Below are 18751 nucleotides of genomic sequence, written 5' to 3' on the forward strand. Positions count from 1 at the left end.
GGGGGGGGGGGGGGGGGGGGGGGGGGGGGGGGGGGGGGGGGGGGGGGGGGGGCGGCGCGCGGCCGCCCCCCCCCCCCCCCCCCCACGGCGGTCGCGTCGGCATCCCGCGCCGGCAGTCCGTCGTCAGCCGTCAGTCCGCGGTCAGCCGGACCGTCGTCGGCGCGTCCCGCCCGATCGCGACCGTGGACTCCGCGCTGCCGGCGCGCACCGTGTACTCGCCCCGGAACCCGCGCAGCCGTGCGCGCCCGGAGTCGTCCGTGCGGACGGTCGTCGGCCCCGTCCACCAATCGTCCTTCACCAGGCGACGGAGGGCGTCGTAGGACGGCTTCGGCGTGCCGTCTGCCCGCACCAGGCCGATCGGCGCGTTCAGCCAGGCGCCCCGGTCGGTGATGCCCCAGTAGGTGATCGCCTCGACCGCGGGGTGCCCGACCAGGCTGCGGTAGTGCCGTTCCAGCTCGTCGGCCTGGCGTGCCTCGCCCTCGGGCGTCGAGGGCCACGAGTCCACCTGGTGGTCGTTGAGGTCGACGATGTGTGCGGGCATCAGGTCGCCGGACACCAGCGAGGTCTCGGTCAGGTGCAGTGGCCGGCCGTACCGGGCGAAGCGGTCCACCATCGCGAGCATGGTGTCCTCGCCCCAGTAGCCCTGGTGCATGTGGGTCTGCAGGCCGATGGCGTCGATGCCGATCCCGGCCTCCAGGACGCCCTCGATCAGGCACTCGTACGCGTCCGACAGGTCGAAGTCGTTGAGCAGCAGCGTGACGGACGGGTTCGTGGCACGGGCCTCGTCGACCGCCATCCGGATCATCGCCAGGCGACCCCGGGCCAGGGCGAGGGGCGTGATCCCGTTGTCGCCGTTCGCGAAGTGCGGCATGATCACGACCTCGTTGATCGCGTCCCAGGTGTCCACGAGGCCGGTGAAGTCCCGCACCTCGCGGCGGATCCGTTCGCGCTGCAGCCGCTCGACCTCGTCGGTGTCCAGCCCGAGCAACCAGTCCGGCTGCACGGTGTGCCAGACCAGCGGGTGGCCCTTCGTCGCGACGCCGCGGTCACGGAACCACGCGGCCGTCCGCTGCAGCCGCTCGGTGTCGGGGCGGCCGCGCTCGGGTTCGAAGCGGCCCCAGTAGAACGGCAGGGTGGCGGTGTTGAAGACGTCGAGCCAGAGGTCGGCGAGCTCGGGGGGTGCCGACGTCGTCGGGGTCGTGCTCGCCGTTCGCGAGGCCGATGAAGTCGAACCCGATGTTGCCGAACCCGAACTCGTGACGCCGCTGTTCCACGACGACCTCGGTGCCTGCCCGGGGTGTGCCGTCGGCGTCGGTCACGGTGACGATGAGCTCGCCGGTCCGGTGTGCTGTGTCGTGCTGCGTCTCCATCGACTGCCTCCCGCATTTGTTGTGAGCGGGAACTTATCAGGTCGGGGTGATGGAATCGACCGTGTCCCTCCATGTCGGGCATGACGATGTCGGGGTAGGTGCATCGGCGGTCTCCACCTCGTCAACTCTGCCGGAGCCGGGCACCTCTCTTCTTCCGCTTCTCCCGGCGGAGGAGCCATGTCCAGCAGGCAGCGCCAACAGCGCTGAGCCCGAGGCCGATGAGTCCGATCTGCACGTCGACGCCGCGGTTGTGCCGCTAGGTGGTGAGGATCTTGTCCGAGCGGACGCCAGCGGGGTCGACGTCAGCCGGGTCGTACATCACCTGCAGCCGTTCACCGACCGTGTAGTAGTCGTTGCAGGCGGGGTAGTTCGTCAGCTCCCACCTGTGGGGTGAACCGTTGGCCTCACCTTTCACGATGGGGATGCATTCGGTGTGGCCTCCGGTCTTGCCTGCGCCGGAGTAGTGCCGGACGTCGATGTCGATGACGGTCCCCGTGGTGACCTCGCTGATGCTGCGCAGGTGTGAGTCAGCGCGCATGGCGTGGTTGTCCGCGACGAGACCGAACATGGAGCCGAAGACGGACACGACACCGAAGACCGGGGCGACGATGAACCCGGCGAGGAACGGTGCTGCGCCGCCGAGGAACTTCCAGGTGTACCTGTCTCGGAACCACGGCTTCGTCGTTGCAGTCGGCTCGGTCATGCGCGTTTCGCTTTCTTCCGCCTGGAGGTGATGAGTTGCATGGCGAACAGGATGCCGTCGACACCGAACGCCGGTCCACCGGTCGCGGCGAGGAGGAGGTCGTCCCGGTCAGTTCCGACAGCAGCGCCCGGTCAACGATCGGCTCGGGGGACGCCGCTGCGGTCACCGCTCACGCGTGCGGGCTGAACCCGTTCGCTGCAGTCTGTGGAAGTCCGCGTCACAGGATCTCGAGGACTCCGAATGCGGCGACGCCGAGACCCGCGACGCATCCGAAGATGCCGACGACCGTCACGAGGTACGCGAACACCAACGTGTCACCCGCAACTCGAGCTCGCTCGAGTGCCCACGCTGCCAGGAGCGTCGCCACGACAGCCACCGGGAACGAGGCCATCCAAGTGATGCCCTGGGCCCGATCAGCAGCCATGACGTCGGCGGGCGGCGCACGAAGGATCCCGCGGCCGCTCTCGTCGGTGGCTCGGTACGCAGCATCGATCGGAGCGGTGTGCATGTACGCCAGGACGCACGCCAACGTTTGGCCGGCGATGAGGACGAGGGCGATGGAAGGCATGCCCCACGCGAACACCCGCGCACGTCGAATCTGACTCACGCATCGAGCCTGGCGCAACCGACACCAGTGGGGGATCCGTCGAAGGAGTGAGAGAACCGTCGCGGTAGCGGATGGTTCAGTGAGACCAGAGCGCCCTCACTTGCCGAGGAAGTACCCGAGATGGACGTACGAGCCTTGGCCGCAGCGTCCCCCGAGATCGATCTACTGATCGCCGTCTGACTGCGTGGTCCTGCGGAGCTCAAGCGACACCGGTCCCTTGCCTGACCAGTCGTTGCGTGAGGGCGAGCACGCCGAATCTGCGTCGACGAACCCGCTGCGTCTCGCCTCCGCGAACAAGCGCGGTGCATCGGGGACACACGCCACAGCCCACGCTTCGAATGACTTGAGCGTATGCCGGGTGCCAGAGGCGACGAGGTGGGCGCCTCGCGGGAGCACCGTGCCGGTTTTCTCCTCGACAGTCGACCGAGAGAGACGCACGCAGTCGTCGCTCACCGACTTGCATGTGCTGCCGCCGGCGACCTGGACTGGAACCAGCGAGCGTTGGATCGCGGTACCCACTGTCGCCGCCACAACCGAGGCGACCCCGCCCAGCAGGAGCACCAGAGCGACGAGCGCGCCGAGCAGCAGTCGTGCCTCCGACTAGGGCTTCGCCCCGTTCCCGAACGACCCGTGCAGCGTCGTCCCGGCGAACGCGGTTCCGTCGATCGCCCCGTGTACCCGAGCGAGCGTGGCGTCGTCCGCCGGGGAGACCCCGATCGTCAGCGAGCCGTAGTCGATGCGCATCGTCTGCGGGATGCTCGCCTCGAGTCCGGTCACGCCTGGCGTGGCGGCGAGCGTCGCCAGTCCGGACGCAACACCGAGGGCCGTTTCGTCAGGGATCTGCTGGTCGAACGTGCCCGAGTAGGTGACGGTGGAGAGGACGTCTCCCGGCCCGGCCGGCACCTGCAGCGTGAGGGTGACACCGGTCCAGGCGATACGCTCCGCCATCGCGACCGGGACCGCCATCGCTTCCGACGGGGTTGCGTCTGGGGCCATCGTGACCACGAAGGCGCTCGAGAACGAGTGCGTCTCGGTCGCACCGACCGGGGGTGTGGGACGAGCTGAGGGCGTGGGCACCGGCGGGAGCACGGGATCGTCCGGGGAGACACCGCCGATGGGCGGCGGTGCAGCCGGGCCGGCGTCGCGGTTGTCCCATGCGTCGAGGCCGGGGGGCGTGACGTCCGTTCCGTCGGCGGCCGTGTAGCGCTGGTGCAGCTCGATCCGGTTCGTCGCGCTCGCGACGCCGGGGCTCGCCTGCACGGTGCGGAGTGCGTCGTCGAGCGTGGACGCGACCTGCGGGTCCAGCTGCGGGACCTCCGCCGTCGTGGCGGAGGAGGCCGCGCCTCCCGGCCCGGCTGCGCACCCCGTGACCGAGACGAGCGTGATCACGAGGGCTGCGGTGACGGCGGCGGTTCGCTGGAGCATCTTCCGACCGTACGGGCCGAGACGACCCGACGCATCGACCGTTCGGCGGGGATCGCGTGAGACGGTGCTCGGCCGGACACGACCAGGTCCGGCCGAGCACTGTCTCGACGGGCGATCGGCTGACGAGACGTTCCATGGGTTTGACTGAATGCCGTGGGCCCGCGAAACGATCGGCCGCCCTTCGTCTGTGAGAGACACCGCTGAAAGTGCGAGACGCCGCGGAATGTGGCGGTGTATCGCGGCGTCCGCGGTGTCTCGCGCAGACGCCGGCGTTTCGCGGTGCGGACGGGAGGCGCGGGGCGAGCGGGCTGCGCGCCTCCCGTCCGTCGCCCCGTCCGTGGGTGACGCCGCCGAGTGTCGGAGACGCCGCGGAATGTGGCGGCGTCTCGCGACGTCCGCGGCGTCTCGCGAAGACGCCGGCGTCCCACGCCCTGGGCCTCAGGAACCGGGCGGGGGCGGCGCCGTGCTCGCGCGGACCACGAGCGACGCCGGCAGCTGCACGTGCGCGGGCACGTCGCGGCCGCCGAGGAGCTCGAGCAGCATGCGGAGCGCCTCGGCACCGAGGTCGTGCAGCGGCTGCGCGACCGTGGTCAGCGGGGGAGTGGCGTTCGCGGCCTGGGGGACGTCGTCGAAGCCCACGACGGACAGGTCCTGCGGCACGCGGAGCCCGAGCTCACCGGCGACCTGCAGCACCCCGATCGCCGAGCTGTCGTTCGCCGCGAACACCGCGGTCGGCCGGTCGCGGCGGGAGAGCAGTTCGCGGGCGACCTCGGCGGTGGCGGCGGTCTGGTAGTCGCCGACGCACACCAGGTCGGGGTCGAAGGGGATGCCGGCGGCCTCGAGCGACTGGCGGTACCCGAGCTCGCGCAGTTCGGCCGATGCCAGGTCGGCACGTCCGCGGATGTGCGCGATCCGGCGGTGTCCGAGGGCGATGAGGTGCTCGGTCGCAGCCCTCGCCCCGCCGACGTTGTCGGAGTCGATCGCGGCGTGGCCCTCGGGTCCGGTGTGCGGGTCGATCGACACGACGGGGATCGGGGTGCTCGCCATCAGGGTGGTGGGGGTGACGACGATCGCGCCGTCGATCAGGGTGCCGGCGAGCCGGGAGAGTGAGCGGCGCTCCCAGCCGGGGCGTGCCTCGCCGCTGACCAGTCCGGCGTAGGCGAGCAGTTCGTACCCGGTGCCGTCGGCGGCTGACGAGATGCCCTTGAGCAACTCGGTCGAGAACGGCTCGAACTCGGTGACCAGGATGCCGATCACGTCCGTGCGGCTGCGGCGGAGACTGCGGGCGACCAGGGAGCTCTCGTACCCGAGCGACTCGATCACCGCGAGCACGCGTTGGGAGGTGGCGGCGGCGACACCGTCGCGTCCGTTGATGACCTTCGACACGGTCGGGACGGAGACCCCGGCAGCCCGCGCGACATCGCTGATGGTGGTCCGCCCCCGCAGGGGAGCCGGACGGGCGATGGCATCCACGTCGACACCGTACCCCGCCGAGGGGTCCTCAGCCGCGGACCGCCACGGACCGAAATCGTTATCGAAATCGATTGACAAGCCGAATGAGCGCCAGGCATGCTCTCCGTGCGGCCTCGCGGTCGCATGTCAACGACGACTACCGAGGGACTCCACAATGACGAGGAAGAACAGGTTCGCGGCGGCCATCGCCATCGCAGCCGGCACCGCACTGCTCGCCACGGGCTGCTCGAGCGGCGGAGCCGCCGACGACGGCAGCGGCAACGGCAACGGCAAGGTCACGATGACCTTCTGGCACAACTCCACCACCGGCCCCGGCAAGGCCTACTGGGCCGACACGGTCAAGGCGTTCGAGAAGAAGAACCCGAACGTCACGATCAAGATCCAGGCGATCCAGAACGAGGACCTGGACGGCAAGCTCCAGACCGCGCTGAACTCCGGCGACGGCCCCGACGTCTTCCTGCAGCGCGGTGGCGGCAAGCTCAACGCCATGATCAACGCCGGGCAGCTGCTCGACATCAAGGACTCGATCAGCGCCGACGCCAAGAAGTCGATCAGCGCCGGCACGTTCTCGGGCTACGACGCGAAGGACGGCACCTACGCCATGCCCGTCGCCGTGCTCCCCGAGGGCATCTGGTACTCGAAGGACCTGTTCGAGAAGGCCGGCATCACGGGCACGCCCACCACGATGGACGAGCTCAACGACGACATCGCCAAGCTCAAGGACTCCGGCGTCGACCCGGTCGCCGTCGGTGCCAAGGACGCCTGGCCGGCCGCGCACTGGTACTACAACTTCGCCCTCCGCGCTTGCAGCGAGAAGACCCTGACCGGTGCCGCCGAGTCGCTGAAGTTCGACAACGCCTGCTGGACCAAGGCCGGCAAGGACCTCGAGGCCTTCAACGACACGAAGCCGTTCAACGACGGCTTCCTCACCACCGCCGCACAGCAGGGCGCCGGCAGCTCCGCCGGTCTCCTCGCCAACCACAAGGCGGCCATGGAGCTCATGGGCGCGTGGGACCCGGGCGTGATCTCCTCCCTGACCCCGGACGCGAAGCCGCTGCCGGACCTCGGCTGGTTCCCGTTCCCCGCCGTGTCGGGCGGCAAGGGTGACCCCAAGTCGATGATGGGTGGCGTCGACGGCTACTCCTGCACCGCGAAGGCCCCGAAGAAGGCCTGCACCGACTTCCTCAACTTCATCGTGCAGAAGGACAACCAGGAGGGCTACTACAAGGCCTTCCAGGCGATCCCCGTCAACCAGGACGCCCAGTCCGTCGTGTCGGAGTCGTACCTGAAGACGGCGCTCGCCGCGTACAAGGACGCCCCCTTCGTGTCGCAGTACCTCGACACCCTCTACGGCCAGAACGTCGGCAACGCGCTGAACACCAGCGTCGTGGACGTCCTCGCCGGCAAGGGCACCGCCAAGGACATCGTCACCACCACCAACCAGGCTGCGGCCAAGGGCTGACCATGACCCTCGACACCTCGCTCGGAACGGACCCGGCCACCGGGTCGGACCGCGGCGCGGGGTCCACGCAGGCGGGGCGCGGTGCCTCCACGGCACCGCGCCCCGCCGGGCGTCGGCCCGCCAAGCGGCTCGCGGACTGGCGGCAGCGCGCGGAGATCGCCGTCCTCGCCGGACCCGCCGTGATCGTCTTCGTCACGTTCGTGATCCTGCCCGTGGCCATGGCCGCGTACTACGGGTTCTTCAAGTGGCAGGGCTACGGCCCGCCCACCGACTTCGTCGGCCTGCAGAACTACGTCATCATCTTCCAGGACCAGGCCTTCCGGTCGGTCCTCATGCACAACGGCTTCATCGTCGTCCTGTCGCTGGTGTTGCAGGGCCCGATCGCCATCGTCCTCGCGCTGCTGCTCAACCAGAAGATGCACGGCCGTGGTCTCATCCGCGTCCTGGTCTTCGTGCCGTACGTGATCTCCGAGGTCATCGTCGGCACCGGCTGGAGCCTGCTGCTGCAGTCGAACGGCGCCGTGAACGACCTGCTCCAGGGCATCGGCCTCGGCGGTCTCCGCGCGGACTGGTTGTCCAACCCGGACATCGCCATCTGGACGCTGCTCGTGATCATCTCGTGGAAGTACATCGGCTTCGCGGTGATCCTGTTCCTCGCCGGCCTGCAGAGCATCCCCGAGGAGCTCTTCGAGGCCGCTGCGATCGACGGCGCCGGCTACTGGCAGATCCAGCGGCGCATCACGCTGCCGCTGCTCGGACCGACCATCCGCATCTGGGCGTTCCTGTCGATCATCGGGTCGCTGCAGCTGTTCGACCTCGTCTACATCATCTGGGGGCAGTACATCGCCTCCACCGCAGGCACGTCGACCATGGCGACCTACATGGTGGCGAACGGCCGTACTTCCGGGAACTACGGGTTCGGCAGCGCCGTCGCCGTCGTGATGTTCATCATCTCCCTGGCTGTCGCGCTCATCTACCAACGATTCGTGCTCCGCCGGGACACCGCCGGTGCGATCACCGAAGGGAAGAAGTGATGGCCACCACGAGCATCGTCGCCCCCGGGCGCCGGGCGACGCGTGACCGCCGGTCGAGCGCGGCCATCGGTCGCGCCAACCCGCTCACCTACGTCGTGGCGATCCTGTTCGTCGCCGCGAACCTCGCCCCGGTGCTGTACATCGTGCTGGGCGGCTTCCGGACGAACTCGCAGATCACCACCAGCCCCGCCGGTCTGCCGGCTCCGTTCGAACTGGGCAACTACGGCTCGGTCCTCGGCAGCTCGATCTTCTGGCGGGAGCTCGGCAACTCGGCGATCAGCGCGATCGCGACGACCGTCGGGGTCGTCGTGCTCGGCCTGATGGTCAGCTACATCCTGGCTCGCTACCGGTTCGCCGGCCGCGGTGCCCTGTACGCGCTGTTCGCCGCCGGCCTGATGTTCCCGATCACCGTCGCGATCACCCCGCTGTACCTGCTCATCAAGGACCTCGGTCTGACGGACAGCCTGGCCGGTGTGATCCTGCCGCAGATCGCCTTCGCCCTGCCGACGACCGTCATCATCCTGGTGCCGTTCCTGCGGGCGATCCCCGACGAGCTCGAGGAAGCGGCGTCCATCGACGGTGCCAGCCGCCTCGGGTTCTTCTTCCGGATGATCGTGCCGCTGTCCCTGCCGGGCGTCGTCACCGTCGGGATCCTGGCGTTCATCGCCAGCTGGAACAGCTACATCCTGCCGCTGTTCATCCTCAACAACGAGGGCAGCTACACGCTGCCGCTCGGTGTGCAGGCGTTCTCGTCGCAGTACTCCGTCGACACGGCGAAGGTCCTGGCGTTCACGTCCATGTCGATGATCCCCGCGCTGGTCTTCTTCACGATCTTCCAGCGCCGGATCGTCGGCGGTCTCACCGGGGCGGTCAAGGGATGACGATCACCAACGAACCCCGGCAGGTCGACACGGTCCGCACCGAACTGTCGGACCCGGCCACGGGCCTCCCTGCCGTCCCCGAGGTGAGCGACCGCGTCCGCGACCTGCTCGCCCGGATGACGCTCGAGGAGAAGACCGCGCAGATCGTCGGCTACTGGCTCGACCAGAACGGCGTCGTCGCGCCCATGCAGGGCGAGATGGCGGCCGCACAGGACGACCGGGCCACGCTGCCCGACGTCACCCGTGACGGCATCGGGCACTACACCCGCGTCTACGGCACCCGCCCGGTCGACGCCGAGGAGCGGGCCGCGTGGCTCTGGCAGGAGCAGCGCCGCCTGAAGCGGGAGACGCGGCTCGGCATCCCCGCCCTCGTCCACGAGGAGTGCCTCACCGGACTGGCCGCCTGGAAGGCCGCGACCTTCCCGACGCCGCTCGCGTGGGGTGCCGCGTTCGACCCGGAGCTCGTCGAACAGGTCGGCCGCGCGATCGGCGACTCGATGCGCGAACTCGGCATCCACCAGGGGCTCGCCCCGGTGCTCGACGTCGTCCGCGACCCCCGCTGGGGCCGCGTCGACGAGTGCATCGGTGAGGACCCGTACCTGGTCGGCACGGTCGGCACCGCCTACGTCCGCGGCCTGCAGGACGCCGGCGTGCACGCCACGCTGAAGCACTTCCTCGGCTACTCGGCGTCCCGCGCCGGACGCAACCACGCGCCCGTCTCCGCCGGGCCGCGCGAGATCCGCGACGTGTTCCTGCCGCCGTTCGAGATGGCACTGCTCGACGGTGGCGCACGCTCGGTGATGAACTCGTACACCGAGACCGACGGCGTCCCGATGGCCGCCAACCCCGAGTACCTGACGGGCGTGCTCCGCGAACAGCTCGGCTTCGACGGCACCGTCGTCGCGGACTACTTCGCGATCGCCTTCCTCGAGGTCATGCACGCCGTCGCCGCCGACCGTGGGGAAGCGGCGGCGCTCGCCCTCGAGGCCGGCATCGACGTCGAGCTGCCCACCGGCGACGCGTACCTGCAGCCGCTGCTCGAGCGCGTCCGGTCCGGCCAGCTCGACGAGGCGTACGTCGACCGCGCAGTCCTCCGTGCCCTCGCGCAGAAGGAGGCCCTGGGCCTGCTCGACCCCGAGGCGTACGAGGACGAACCGCCCACCGGCGTCGACCTCGACTCGCCCCGGCACCAGGCGCTCGCCCGACGTCTCGCCGAGGAGTCGATCGTGCTGCTCGGCAACGACGGGGTCCTGCCGGTCCGGCAGACCCCCGGCACCGTCGCCGTCATCGGCCCCAACGCCGACCGGGCCGAGGCGCTGCAGGGCTGCTACTCGTTCGCGAACCACGTCCTGGCCGCCCACCCCGGTCTGCCGCTCGGGTTCTCGATCCCGACGGTCGCCGAGGCGCTGACCGACGCGTTCGCCGGCGCGTCGGTCCGGGTCGTCGAGGGCTGCACGGTCGAGGGGGAGGACCGCACCGGCATCGCCGACGCCGTCGCCGCCGCGACCGAGGCCGAGCTCGCCGTCGTCGTCGTCGGCGACCAGGCCGGCCTGTTCGGCCGCGGCACCGTCGGCGAGGGCAACGACTCCGAGTCGCTCGACCTGCCCGGCGTGCAGCGCGACCTGGTGGAGGCCGTGGTCGCCACCGGCACGCCGGTCGTCCTGGTGCTCCTCACCGGCCGGCCGTACGCCGTCAGCTGGGCGCTCGACGGCGAGGGGCCGCGGCCCGCCGCCGTCCTGCAGGCGTTCTTCCCCGGTGAGGGCGGCGGGCTCGCGATCGCCGACGTCGTCACCGGTCGGGTGAACCCCTCCGGTCGGCTGCCGGTGTCACTGCCCCGCTCCGCCGGTGCGCAGCCGTACTCGTACCTGCACCCGGCCCTCGGCGGACCGTCGGACGTCACTGCGACCGACTCCACCCCGGTCCGGCCGTTCGGCTTCGGCCTGTCGTACGCGTCCTTCGAGTACGCCGACCTGGTCGTCGACGAGTCGGTCCGTGCCGGGTCGGCGTTCACCGCCAGCGTCACGGTCACGAACACCGGCTCGGTCGCCGGCGCCCACGTCGTGCAGCTGTTCGGGCACGACGTCGCCGGATCGGTCACCCGTCCGGTCGTGCAGCTGCTCGGCTACGCCCGCGTCGACCTCGACGCCGGCGCGTCCGTGCGGCTCGCCTTCACCGTCCCCACCACCCGCCTCGCGTTCAGCGACCGGCGCATGGTCCGGGTCGTGGAACCCGGCGTCGTGGAGGTCTGGGTCGGCTCGCACGCGGCGGCCTCGGCCTCCGTGGCGGACGCCGACACCGCGACCGGTGGCGTCATCGTCAACGAGCGCGCCACCGCCGCCCGGGTCCTGCCCGGCACCGCGACACCGCGAGCGCTCCTCGCGGTCGAGGGACCGGTGCACGAGGTCACCACCCGTGACGCGCGACTCGTCACGTGGGAGATCGTCGGCTGACGGGGAACCGGCCGGTGACGGCCGCCGCGGGGGAGCGCGGGGCCGTCGGACGGGAGGCCCGTGACCAGCTGGTCAGGGGCCTCCCGTCCGTCATGGGGCCGGGTGCCGATCCGGATCCGTGGTGGCCGTGGTCGGCCCTGTCGCCACGGGGTGTGCGCGGGCTAGGGTGGCGGCGATGAGCAGCGCTGCCGATCCGGCCCGCACGTCCTGGACCGGGCGCCGGGGACCGTTGCTGACCCTCAGCCTCATCGTCGGAGTGTCGCCCTTCGCGACCGACATGTACATCCCGGGGCTGCCGGCCATCGCCCGCGACCTCGACGTCTCGACCGCCGCCGTCCAGCTCACCCTGACCGCGTTCCTCGTCGCCTTCGCGGTCGGGCAGATCGTCGTCGGACCGATCAGCGACGGGGTCGGACGGCGCCGGATCCTGCTCGGCGGGACGGCGCTGTTCGCCGTCGCCGGACTGGTCTGCGCGATCGCCCCGGACATCGTGACCCTGGTCGTCGCCCGGGTCGTGCAGGGCCTCGGTGGAGCCGCCGGCGCGGTGGCGGGTCGGGCGATGGTCGGTGATGCGGCCACCGGGACGCAGCGCAGCCGGCTGTACTCGACGCTCGCGGTCGTGAACTCGGTCGGGCCCGTCGTCGCACCGCTTGCGGGCGGGGTCGTCCTGTCGTTCTCGACCTGGCGCGGTGCGTTCGTGGTGCTCGCGGTCCTCGGCGCCGTCCTCACCATCGCGGCCGCACGGTCGCTGCCGGAGACCCTCGTCGAGCCCACTCCCGGTGGCCGGTCGCCCCGGGCCGTGCTCGGACGGATGGCCGAGCTGCTGCGCATCCCGCGGTTCCGCTGGTACCTCGTCACCGGGTGCTGCGGGACCATCGGGTTCTTCTCGTACATCGCCACGTCGTCGTTCGTGTTCCAGCAGCAGTACGGCTTCGGCGAGGGGCTCTACACGCTCGTCTTCGCCTCGAACGCGTCGTGCATGATCGTGTCGACACTGGTGTTCCGGCAGCTCGTCGGCCGCGTCGCCGAGGACCGGCTCTACACGATCGGCCTCGCCGTCGGCACCGTCGGATCGGTGCTCGTCCTGCTCGGCGCGGTCAGCGGGGCCGGACCAGCTGTGGTCTGGCCGGCGCTGGCACTCGTCACCGCCGCTTGGGGCTGGGTGATCCCCGGGTCGATCACGCTGACGCAGGCACTCGGCCACCGGCACCCCGGGACGGCCTCGGCGCTGGCCGGCGGGCTGACGTTCGGGCTCGGTGGGTTGGCGACGCCGCTCGCCGGGGCGCTCGGCGGCACCGCGACGGCGATGGGCGGGATGATGGCGGGGTTCATCGCGCTCGGGCTGGTCGTGCAGGTCTGGGCATCGGCGCGGGACCGGCGGCGGGTGGTCGGCTCGCGGTGAGGGTTGTGCCGGGCCGGGCCGTGTCGTATCGGGTCGTGTCGTCTTGTGTCGCTTCGTCCGGGTTGCGGCTGACACGTCGTCGTGGTGGGCGTCCCTAGTGTGGAGCGATGCCGACGCTGAACCGCATGCCCGTCCTGCTCGCCACCGGCTCCATCGCCATCCCCGTCGCGGAGGCCCTGGTCGCCCTGCCCTCCGCCGTGCTGCAGCGGATCGAGGCGTCGCCGATCGACCCGGACCTGGCCGACACGGCAGCGTTCTCCGAGGCCTACGGCTTCCCGGTGTCCGGTGGCGCGAACTGCATCGTCGTCGCGGGCAAGCGCGGCGACACCGTGACCTACGCGGCGTGCGTGGTGCTCGCGTCCACGAAGCTCGACGTCAACCGGACCGTCAAGGGGCTGCTCGGCGCCCGGAAGGTCAGCTTCGCGCCGATGGACGACGCGGTCGAGCGTACCCGGATGGAGTACGGCGGGATCACGCCGATCGGGCTGCCCGCGGACTGGGCGGTGTACGTCGACTCACGGGTGCTCGAGACGCCCGAGGTCGTCATCGGCGCGGGCGTCCGAGGGGCGAAGCTGTTCCTGCCGGGTGCGGTGCTCGCCGAACTGCCGCGGGTCGAGGTCGTGGAGGGGCTGGCGGTCGAGCCCGGCTCGCCCGCGTCGCCCGCCTCGCCTGCCTCGCCGACCGGGCCGGCCGAGCCGGCGCCATCGGCCTGACCGGCGCGGGTCAGCCCTGGGGGCGGACCAGGCAGAACGGGTGCCCTGCCGGGTCGAGGTAGACCCGGAAGGTGTCGGTCCCCTCGCCGGTCGCCTGTGCGCCGATCGCCAGCACTGCCTGTTCTCCGACGTCGAGGTCGTCCACCTTCACGTCGAGGTGGAGCTGCTGCGGGACGTCCTGCCCCGGCCAGTCCGGAGCTCGGTAGCCGTCGACTCGCTGGAGGGCGAGCAACGGTCGGTGTCCGGCGAAGGGCAGGACCACCTCGGCCCAGTCCTCGTCGTAGGCGACGATCTCCCCGCCGAGGACTTCGGCGTAGAAACGAGCGAGGGCGCGGGTGTCCGGGCAGTCCAGGACGACGACGTCGAGTGTGCCGATCATGGCGGTCACCGTAGTCCTGGTCCGGCAAGATGGGTCTCGGGGGGAACATGAACGATGCACGTGAGCACGACCACGACCGCGGACCGGACGACGGTCCTGAGTCGCAGCCGGACGAGGACCGGGGTGCACCGGGTCCCTACGGTCTCGACGCCGCCGTCCCGGGCCGGACGACCCCGGCGCCGCCTTCCCAGTCCACACGGATGACCAACCGGTCGTCGAGCGTCGTCGTGGCGTTGCTGATGCCGGTTGCCCTCGTCGTGGGCTTCGCGTTCCAACTCGGGGCGAGCCTGCAGCAGACCTTCGGGTCCGGAGAGCCGACCCCGGGCACCACGCTGGCCGTCCTGTTGGGCGTCGCCATCGCCGTCGGGATCCCGGCAGCCGTGCTCGTCGTCGAGGTCCGCGAACGGCGGAAGGACCGAAGCCGGTCGTCGGCAGCGATGATCGCGGCGATCGTCGTCCTCTGCATCGCCGGGGCGTTGGACGGAACGGCGCTGCTCAGCGCGATCGGCACCACCGCCCAGCACGCCCAGCGACGCGCCCAGCCAGCCACCGCGGCGGAACGCCACTTCGGTGACCGAGACGCTGCCGGGGAGCTGCGGGAGCTGGGTGCCCGCACCGCTGCGCTCCTGCAGTCGGACCTGGACCCCGCGGGCGCCGAGGTGACCAAGCAGGAGTGCCCACTCCGCAACGACGAGCCGGGCACCTCCTTCATCTACGACCTCCGCCGCCCCGATGAGGGTTCCACGGCGGCACCGACTGCACCGACGGCACCGACAGCGGAGGAGCGGACTCGGTTCGACGCCGTGGCCGCGCTCTGGTCGGGTGCGGGCATCAGCCAGGATCCGCCGAGTACTGAGCATCCGGAGGAGCTGAACGGCTCGTCGCCGTGGACCGTCCGTGCCGTCGCCACGACCTCCGGCGAGGTGTTCATCAGCACCGAGTGCCTGGCCGACCGCGGGTGAGGCCCACAGCGTCGCCGCACCGCCGGAGCTGGTCGGCGGGACGGCGCGTGTCAGCGGCCGGCGGCGGTCAGCGCCTTCGTGATCCGCTGCAGTGACACGGTCTCCGCCGTGCCGAGCTCCTGCGCGAAGAGACTGAGGCGGAACTCCTCGAGCATCCAGCGTGCGTGCACGAGCTCCGGGTGCGAGCCGACCGACGGCGGGAAGGCCCCACCCGCCTCGACGTAGCGCTCGGTGGCCCCGGTGACTTCGCGCATCCAGCTTGCGTCACGGCCCGGGTTCTGCAGCAGCTTCGTCACGCGGGCCTCGATGCCCTGCAGGTACACGCGGATGCGTCGGAGCCGGTCGAGCCCCGCCACCGAGACGAACCCGGCGAACACCAGGCGCTCCATCTGCTGCCGCATGTCCGACAGCGCGGGCAGCAGCGCCATGTTCGTCGCCTGCTTCATCGCCCGTTCGGCGTTCCGCTGCGCGGTCAGGACGGCGGCGACCTCGGACACGGCGGTGAACATCGTGTCGACGACCGTCGACGACACGGTGTCGCGCACCTGGTCGAACGCCGCCCGCGTGAACACCATCCCGTCGGGGTGCGTCCGGCGGATCCCGGCGTCGACGACGGCGGCCAGGACGTCGTCGAACAGTGCGTTCGTCGACGGGTACGGGCTCGCGGCCAAGGCGAGCTTCTCCTGGGCGGTGAGGTGCTGCTGGATGTACGACACCGGGGAGGGCACGGCGAGCATCACCAGGCGTCGGACCCCGGCCGGCATCTGCACGGCGCGGTCGCCCGGCGTCGCGAGGAGTTGCACGCCGACGGTCGCCTTCGGGCCGGAGCCCTCCTCGACCAGGGCCGGGTACGCGCGGATGACGCCGCCCGCCTGCTTCGTGTCGAGGACCTCGGGCAGGTCCTGGTCCGGCCACGCGGTGAGGCCGGACCGTTCGATGCGGCGGCCGGAACCGGCGTCGGCGACGCGGGACGAGCCTCCCGACCGCTGCGTGGCGGCGGCGACGCTCTGCTGGGTCCGGTCCTTCAGCTTCGTCTGCAGGGCGGACAGGTCCTTGCCGGCCTCGACCCGACGGCCGCGTTCGTCGACGACCGCGTAGGTGGGCAGCAGGTGCGACGGCACCCGGGACATGTCGAAGTCGGACTCCGACACGGGTACGTGCACGAGCCGCTGGATCGTCTTCGCCAGGGTCGCGCGGAAGCTCTCGGTCGGCGTCGTCGGGGCGTCGTCGGGGAGTTCGGTGACGATCTTCTCGGCCCAGTCGGCAGCCGGGACGACGTTCTTCCGGATCTGCTTCGGCAGGGCCTTGATGAGCGCGGTCACCAGCTCCTTGCGGAGGCCGCGCACCTGCCAGTCGAAACCCTCCTCGCGCATCCGCGGCAGGACGGCGAGCGGCACCTGCACGCTGACGCCGTCGTCCTCAGCGCCCGGCTCGAAGCGGTACCGGACGGCGAGGCGCTGGTCGCCGCTCCGCCACTGGGTCGGGTACTCGGCGTCGTCCTCGGCGGCGGAGGCAGCGGACTCGTCGAGCAGGTCCTCGCGCCGCATGGTGAGGAGGTCCGGCTGGTCACGCCGGGTCCGACGCCACCAGCCCTCGAAGTCGCGGGTGGTGGCGATCTCGGCCGGGATCCGCGCGTCGTAGAACTCGACGACCGTCTCGTCGTCGAGCAGGATGTCGCGGCGTCGCGTGCGCTCCTCGAGCTGTTCGAGTTCGCGGCGGAGCTTCCGGTTCGACCGGTCGAACGCCTGCTGTGACTCCCACTCGCCCTCGACCAGGGCGTGCCGGATGAACAGCTCACGCGAGTGCACCGGGTCGATCCGGTTGTACTGCACGCGTCGGCGCTGCACGATCGGGACACCGAACAGGGTCACCCGTTCGAAGGCGACGACGGCCCCCTGCTTCTTCTCCCAGTGGGGTTCGCCGTAGGTGCGCTTGAGCAGGTCACCTGCCAGCGGTTCGACCCAGGCGGTGTCGATGCGGCCGACGGTCCGGGCGAACAGTCGACTGGTCTCGACGAGTTCGGCGGCCATCACGGCGTCCGGCTGCTTCTTCGCCAGGACGCTGCCGGGGAAGACCACGAACCGGGTGTTGCGCGATCCGAGGTAGTCGCGCTTCTCGCGGTCCCGCAGCCCGATCTGGCTGAGGAGTCCCGCGAGCAGCGCGCGGTGCACCGAGTCCGGGTCGTCTTTACGTTCCGTGCCGACGTGGATGCCGACCTGCTTGGCCGCGCGGGAGAGCTGGCGGTACAGGTCCTGCCACTCGCGGATCCGCAGGTGGTTGAGGAACTCGGCCTTGCACATCCGGCGGAACGCGCTCGACGACAGCTCGTCCTGCTTCTCTTCCAGGTAGTTCCAGAGGCCGAGCAGCGTCAGGAAGTCGCTGGTCGGGTCGGCGAAGCGACTGTGCAGCTGATCGGCCTGGGCACGCTTCTCGAGCGGACGTTCGCGGGGGTCCTGGATGCTCAGCGCCGAGACGATCGCGATGACCTCACGACCGACACCCTGCCGGCTCGCCTCGAGCACCATCCGGCCGAGCCGCGGGTCGATCGGCAGGCGGGTGAGCTGCTTGCCGGTCTTCGTGATCGCACCCTCGGTGTCGACGGCACGGAGCTCACGGAGCAGGTCCAGGCCGTCCTTCACACCGCGGGAGTCCGGAGGCTGCAGGAACGGGAACGACTCGATGTCCCCGAAGCCGAGCGAGATCATCTGCAGGATGACGGCCGCCAGGTTCGTGCGGAGGATCTCCGGGTCGGTGTACTCCGGACGGCGGTCGAAGTCGTCCTCGGAGTAGAGCCGGATCGCGATGCCCGCACTCGTGCGACCGGCGCGGCCGGAGCGCTGGTTGGCGGACGCCTGCGAGATCGCCTCGATCGGCAGCCGCTGCACCTTCGCCCGCGGGGAGTACCGCGAGATGCGGGCGGTGCCGGTGTCGACGACGTACTTGATGCCGGGGACGGTCAGCGAGGTCTCGGCGACGTTGGTCGCGAGCACGACTCGGCGGCGGAGGCCCGGGGTGTTCGACCGCTGGAAGACCCGGTGCTGGTCCGCTGCGGACAGGCGCCCGTAGAGGGGGAGGACCTCGGTGCCCGGGTAGTGCTTGCCCTCGATGGCGTCCTGCGCGTCGCGGATCTCGTTCTCGCCGGACAGGAACACCAGGACGTCGCCCGGGTCTTCCCGCGCGAGTTCGTCGAGTGCGTCGGTGATGCCCTGCAGGGTGTCACGGTCGTCGGCGTTGCTGCCGCTGTCGCCGGTGCGGGAGTCGGACTCGTCGTCGTCGGAGTCGTCGCCGGTGTCCTCGGCCACGAGCGGCCTGTACCTGATCTCCACCGGGTACGTGCGGCCGGAGACCTCGATGATCGGGGCATCGTCGAAGTGCTTGGAGAAGGACCCCGGGTCGATCGTGGCACTCGTGATGATGAGTTTGAGATCGGGGCGCCGGGTGAGGAGCCGCTTGAGGTACCCGAGCAGGAAGTCGATCGTCAGGGACCGCTCGTGGGCCTCGTCGATGATGATCGTGTCGTACCGCTTCAGGTCGCGGTCGAAGTGGATCTCGTTGAGCAGGATGCCGTCGGTCATCACCTTGATCCGGGTGGCGGCACTGACCTTGTCGGTGAAGCGCACCTGGTAGCCGACGAGGTCGCCGAGCTCGCCGCCGAGTTCTTCCGACACCCGTTCCGCGATCGTGCGCGCCGCGATGCGTCGGGGCTGGGTGTGGCCGATGCTCTCGCGCCCGAGTTCGAGGCAGATCTTCGGCAGCTGCGTCGTCTTGCCCGACCCGGTGGCACCGGCGACGATGACGACCTGGTTGTCGCGGATCGCAGCGGCGATGTCGTCCCGCCGCTGCGAGACGGGCAGCTCGGGCGGGTACGTGATGACGGGGGGATTCGACAT

The 18751-nt window shown here is 70.7% G+C and carries 15 protein-coding genes; 7 read left to right on the forward strand and 8 right to left on the reverse strand.

All coding sequences use genetic code 11. From position 1 onward, the window contains the following. Positions 1 to 130 precede the first annotated feature (130 nt). The 6 genes from QCD68_RS11275 to QCD68_RS11295 all read right to left on the reverse strand — a co-directional run bounded on the left by QCD68_RS11275 (position 131) and on the right by QCD68_RS11295 (position 5578). On the reverse strand, positions 131 to 1132 hold the full coding sequence (locus tag QCD68_RS11275) for an endo-1,4-beta-xylanase (protein WP_367316836.1): 1002 nt from the start codon (positions 1130 to 1132) through the stop codon (positions 131 to 133). Beyond that, entirely contained in the window at positions 1047 to 1370 is a 324-nt protein-coding gene (locus tag QCD68_RS17505; protein WP_367316834.1) for a hypothetical protein, read from the reverse strand. The genes QCD68_RS11275 and QCD68_RS17505 overlap by 86 nt, the downstream gene beginning before the upstream one ends. 256 nt (positions 1371 to 1626) lie before the next feature. Then, positions 1627 to 2073 carry a hypothetical protein gene (locus QCD68_RS11280; protein WP_301223072.1) on the reverse strand — a complete coding sequence of 149 codons (447 nt, stop codon included), beginning with the start codon at positions 2071 to 2073 and terminating at the stop codon, positions 1627 to 1629. A gap of 217 nt (positions 2074 to 2290) precedes the next feature. Next, a complete protein-coding gene (locus QCD68_RS11285; protein WP_301223073.1) occupies positions 2291 to 2641 on the reverse strand; it encodes a hypothetical protein in 351 nt (116 codons plus the stop codon). 639 nt (positions 2642 to 3280) lie between these two features. Beyond that, entirely contained in the window at positions 3281 to 4105 is an 825-nt protein-coding gene (locus tag QCD68_RS11290) for a hypothetical protein (RefSeq protein WP_301223074.1), read from the reverse strand. 438 nt (positions 4106 to 4543) lie between these two features. Then, positions 4544 to 5578, reverse strand: a complete 1035-nt coding sequence (locus QCD68_RS11295; RefSeq protein ID WP_301223075.1) for a LacI family DNA-binding transcriptional regulator — start codon at positions 5576 to 5578, stop codon at positions 4544 to 4546. Between the two features lie 154 nt (positions 5579 to 5732). Here QCD68_RS11295 and QCD68_RS11300 point away from each other — a divergent pair, with 154 nt between their 5' ends. The 6 genes from QCD68_RS11300 (at position 5733) to QCD68_RS11325 (ending at position 13520) form a co-directional block, all read left to right on the forward strand. Further along, on the forward strand, positions 5733 to 7040 hold the full coding sequence (locus QCD68_RS11300) for an ABC transporter substrate-binding protein (RefSeq protein ID WP_301223076.1): 1308 nt from the start codon (positions 5733 to 5735) through the stop codon (positions 7038 to 7040). Between the two features lie 2 nt (positions 7041 to 7042). Next, positions 7043 to 8074 carry a carbohydrate ABC transporter permease gene (locus QCD68_RS11305; RefSeq protein WP_111074509.1) on the forward strand — a complete coding sequence of 344 codons (1032 nt, stop codon included), beginning with the start codon at positions 7043 to 7045 and terminating at the stop codon, positions 8072 to 8074. Further along, complete coding sequence (locus QCD68_RS11310; protein ID WP_290155914.1) at positions 8074 to 8955, forward strand: carbohydrate ABC transporter permease; 882 nt, start codon at positions 8074 to 8076, stop codon at positions 8953 to 8955. The genes QCD68_RS11305 and QCD68_RS11310 overlap by 1 nt, the downstream gene beginning before the upstream one ends. After that, positions 8952 to 11405: a glycoside hydrolase family 3 N-terminal domain-containing protein gene (locus QCD68_RS11315; RefSeq protein ID WP_301223077.1), complete on the forward strand. Its 2454-nt coding sequence runs from the start codon at positions 8952 to 8954 to the stop codon at positions 11403 to 11405. The genes QCD68_RS11310 and QCD68_RS11315 overlap by 4 nt, the downstream gene beginning before the upstream one ends. 175 nt (positions 11406 to 11580) lie before the next feature. Beyond that, positions 11581 to 12807: a multidrug effflux MFS transporter gene (locus QCD68_RS11320; protein WP_367316835.1), complete on the forward strand. Its 1227-nt coding sequence runs from the start codon at positions 11581 to 11583 to the stop codon at positions 12805 to 12807. Positions 12808 to 12914: 107 nt separating this feature from the next. After that, positions 12915 to 13520 (forward strand): YbaK/EbsC family protein, encoded by a 606-nt coding sequence (locus QCD68_RS11325; RefSeq protein WP_301223079.1) that lies wholly within the window; start codon positions 12915 to 12917, stop codon positions 13518 to 13520. Between the two features lie 10 nt (positions 13521 to 13530). On the opposite strand, the gene QCD68_RS11330 is transcribed toward QCD68_RS11325, so the two are convergent. Beyond that, a complete protein-coding gene (locus tag QCD68_RS11330; RefSeq protein ID WP_301223080.1) occupies positions 13531 to 13899 on the reverse strand; it encodes a VOC family protein in 369 nt (122 codons plus the stop codon). Positions 13900 to 13946: 47 nt separating this feature from the next. Here QCD68_RS11330 and QCD68_RS11335 point away from each other — a divergent pair, with 47 nt between their 5' ends. After that, the gene (locus tag QCD68_RS11335; protein WP_301223081.1) at positions 13947 to 14861 is read left to right on the forward strand and encodes a hypothetical protein; all 915 of its coding nucleotides are present in this window, start codon (positions 13947 to 13949) and stop codon (positions 14859 to 14861) included. A 50-nt stretch (positions 14862 to 14911) separates the two neighbouring features. Here the strand turns inward: QCD68_RS11335 and hrpA are convergent, their stop codons facing one another. Further along, positions 14912 to 18751 (reverse strand): ATP-dependent RNA helicase HrpA, encoded by a 3840-nt coding sequence (gene hrpA / locus QCD68_RS11340; protein WP_301223082.1) that lies wholly within the window; start codon positions 18749 to 18751, stop codon positions 14912 to 14914.

The organism is Curtobacterium sp. PsM8, from assembly GCF_030433875.1.
Lineage (GTDB): Bacteria > Actinomycetota > Actinomycetes > Actinomycetales > Microbacteriaceae > Curtobacterium.